Source organism: Corynebacterium sp. HMSC034B08, assembly GCF_001835805.1.
In the GTDB taxonomy this organism is placed as follows: Bacteria; Actinomycetota; Actinomycetes; order Mycobacteriales; family Mycobacteriaceae; genus Corynebacterium; species Corynebacterium coyleae.
The window spans coordinates 1-3,439 of sequence record NZ_KV825888.1 but is presented as its reverse complement, the minus strand read 5'-3'; the positions used below and the strand labels follow the sequence as shown (position 1 = coordinate 3,439).

Annotated in this window: 4 protein-coding genes; 3 read left to right on the top strand and 1 reads right to left on the bottom strand. The window is 52.5% G+C overall.

Going from position 1 to position 3,439, the window contains the following annotated elements:
* The first annotated feature begins 68 nt into the window (after positions 1–68).
* Positions 69–890 (top strand): abortive infection family protein, encoded by an 822-nt coding sequence (locus tag HMPREF2656_RS00175; RefSeq protein ID WP_070815547.1) that lies wholly within the window; start codon positions 69–71, stop codon positions 888–890.
* Positions 891–1,020: 130 nt separating this feature from the next.
* On the opposite strand, the gene HMPREF2656_RS00170 is transcribed toward HMPREF2656_RS00175, so the two are convergent.
* Positions 1,021–1,842, bottom strand: coding sequence for a hypothetical protein (locus tag HMPREF2656_RS00170; RefSeq protein WP_070815546.1), 822 nt, complete (start codon positions 1,840–1,842; stop codon positions 1,021–1,023).
* Positions 1,843–2,636: 794 nt separating this feature from the next.
* Between HMPREF2656_RS00170 and HMPREF2656_RS00165 the strand changes: the two genes are divergently transcribed.
* Both HMPREF2656_RS00165 and HMPREF2656_RS00160 read left to right on the top strand, forming a co-directional pair.
* Positions 2,637–2,870: a recombinase family protein gene (locus HMPREF2656_RS00165; RefSeq protein ID WP_224784272.1), complete on the top strand. Its 234-nt coding sequence runs from the start codon at positions 2,637–2,639 to the stop codon at positions 2,868–2,870.
* Between the two features lie 349 nt (positions 2,871–3,219).
* A partial coding sequence (locus tag HMPREF2656_RS00160) for an rRNA adenine N-6-methyltransferase family protein (protein ID WP_305764524.1) occupies positions 3,220–3,439 on the top strand: 220 nt, incomplete at its 3' end.

The window sequence follows — 3,439 nt, the reverse complement described above, 5'->3', positions numbered from 1 at the left end:
TAGTTATTTATCGACGACACTCCGTCGAGTTCAAGTTCAATACTACCTCTGGCAATAAGAAGTAGAGCATGGCTCAGGAGTACCTGTCTGATGAAGTAGCTATTTGCCTTGGCAAGTTCTTTTTTATGGGTAAGGGCCCGTCCCATTCGGAGATTTCCGCCTGTTACGCTGACACAAAGCTGACTTATTTAGACAAATATGATCGAGAGACTCGGACTCCGAACAAGCAGGATCGAATTCTTCACCTTTGCCGGGAGGCGCGAAATCTAGGATCTCCGCGACAGCGGGAGGTGTTGGAACGGATTTTGGTCATGCTGAGGGCCCACGGGGTTTTCGGCACAGAGAAAGAGGATCACAAGAACGAAGTTGCAAGCCTTCGATCTGCTTTCGCAAGCCAGCATCTTGAACTTACTGAGCAGGGTTACCTGAGTTCTGAGCTCGGGATTGATCTGGAAACAGGTGGCAGGGCAGCGCTTGACGAGCATTTAGATCGGCTATCGAGAAATTTGGAAGATCCAGGGGTGCTTCTTGGAGTAGCTAAGGAACTGCTCGAATCCTGCTGCAAGTTTGTGTTGGAGGAAAACTCAATGCTTCCCGCACACAAGGCTAGTTTTGAGGAGTTGATTACACTCACGTTCGAGCGTCTTGATCTTCTAGCCGCGAATGTCGATGTTGGCCAGCCTGGTGGTAAGCAGATTCGGGCCATCTATCAATCGGCTCGGACCACAGCACTTCAAATTAATGAATTACGAAACTTGCAGGGAACGGGTCACGGTCGTACTCTCCCGACCGGAGTCACATTGCAAGCGGGGCGGTATGTGATTAGGGAAGCAACCCACGTTGCGGAACTCATACTGTCAACCCATGATCGGATGCGTGGGAGATCATAAAGCTAGGCTCGTGCTGAAGGTAGCTTCCCAACTGGTTGTCTCGCGAAATAGATGTTGAGACTGCAACCCAAGACTTCCTGTGAGCGAGGTTGCGAAGCCCAAATTCATCTCCATCTCACACGCGCTGTACTCACCAGCAAATAAGCGTTATCTGGTAGCCGACAAGTCCTTCACGAGGCTGTCGCCGTTCGGCTAGCACGATAAAAGAATCGTTCGAGCTTATCGCTGTTACTACCTCCCGGTATGCCGAGTTTCGGGCGGTCAATCTAAATAGCTTTAGTCCATCGGCTGAGGCTTGAATGTGCGGTTTTGCCGAAGATCCCTTGGGAACTGGCAGAAAACTCAAGGTCACGTTCTCGAATATCCAGCGGGGCTTGTGGGAGATATCTCTGAAATCGTCTTCGTCCCATTCGTTAAATTGGATTCGTTGCGCGTTACTGGGAATTCGGCTGTTGACTTCGTGAAGTTCGATCAGCTGGCGGGTGGTCCTTCGCCCGCTGGGAAGGTGCAACGTCAATGCCCGTACGTTGCCGTGTTCGCGAAGACGTGCCCCGACGGTTGCGGTGGCGAAAATTCGGATCCCCTTGTTGTAGGCAAGCTTAACGTCCTCTTTATCGTCGAAGATGACACCGACTGGTTTCCCGTTGTGAAGAAGGCAAGTTGCTTGGTCTGCGCGGGTGTCGACCTCGGAACCAGTCTTCTTGTTGCATAGCCTCGCTTCACCGGGAAAAAATTCGATCTTGATAACATCTCCACGTTGGGCATTCGAAAAGGGGGCATCGTCGTACACGTAGAGAACTCGATCGAAGCCTCCTGGTAGCTCAAGGGTCTTGTCAAGAGAAGTAGTCGGCCAGGGATTCAAAGCCGGCTGTTTAAGGGGTGTGGGCTGTTTTCGGACGTCGAGGTTCTTGCTTTCCGTTTTTCCTTTAAACAGTCTCGCCAAAAATCCCATGATTTCCTCGCTGTATTGTCGGATTGCTCTAGACCAGTCGAATCAATTTGTCGAAAAGCGTTCTTAGCGGGACTGAACGCGGTCGAGGTTAAGTTTAAGACTACCTCTGGCAACAAGGAGTAGTTTGCCCACAGCTGTATCGGAGTTTGTCGGGTCTGGTCTTAACTGCAAGCGAGGGCGGATCCGATAGAGGTAGTGTGATGGTCCGATTCTGATATTGAAGTCGAAACGGAGGGTACTGTGGCACAGCGACCGAGGATGGTCAATCCCGAAGGATTCGGTGGAAGAGCTTGGTTAACGATCGAGGAATGGGAGACGTACAAGCGGCGGCCAGCTGTTCGCTACCCCCAAAAATTGAGGCCCGCGGTAATCGCGCGAGACGGGGAAGGATGCAGCATTTGCAACTCCAATGACGGGCGACCGATTCAACTCGCGCACCACGTTCCGTTCAAAGTGGGTCTGCTTGACTTCGGCCTGACTCCAGATTGGCTAGATGGAGTCGACAACCTTCGTCTCGCTCATCAAGGCGCGTGTAACGACCTCGTGGAATGTAGTTTCGGAGAGGTACCTCAGTTACTTCTTTCACTGGGGCTAAACCTTCAAGAGAGTCCGGTGGTGCGCTCTGGGGCCGCCACCCTCGTACAAAATGACAGTGGCGACGTCGTCGGGTTTTAAGTTCAATGTTAGCTAAGGGCCTTATTAAAAGCGTTTGGCAACACGCGCTCCTATTTACCTTCGTATCTCGCGAGACGCTGACGTGGATGGCCTCACCATCGACCGGCAGCGTCAGGACTGTGAAGCCATTGCAAAGCAGCGTGGCTTGGACGTTGGACATAGGACATAACTACGTCGATCAGTCCATTTCCGCGTCAAAGAAGAATGTGGCTCGCCCCGACTACGACGCCATGGTGGCATCCTTTGAACGCGGCGAAATCGACGCGATCATCTGCTGGGACCTCGAACTACCCGCCCCACGTCGGTGGGTAGTCCGATCAGTCGGACAAAACTACTCCCGCACCACAGCGTAATAAGGGGTGCACCTTAAAAACATCCGGAGGTGGGGGTAACTCCCCCTCGTTGCCCAGAGACAAAATACGCCAGTGGCGTCTGTACGACGAGCCGAAGGTAGGACAAATTCCAATCCAGAGAGGTCTTGCACTGTTGCGGTGCGGTTGTCTTCTTTCTCACCGTATTGGACCCTGCGAAATTAATTGGATACGATAGGCCCATGTTGATTTCAGGTTCCGTTTTCATGCGGCCGCTCACCAGCCGCTAAGGCGGTTTTCTCCCTCCCGCAGGTTAGAAACCGCTCCGGTCCTTTAGCCGGGCGGCCATTTGCCATGCCCGGCTCCGTTTCAACTCCACGGAGCACACCTGATGTCTACATACGGATACGGCCGTCACGAACATGGCCAAAATTTTCTCACAGACCACAAGATCATCAACTCCATCGTCGATCTTGTAAAACAAACCTCCGGCCCCATCATTGAGATCGGGCCAGGAAGCGGTGCCCTCACTCACCCGATGGCCCACTTGGGGAGGGCGATAACGGCAGTTGAAGTGGACGCAAAACTAGCTGCCAAACTCACAAAAAAGA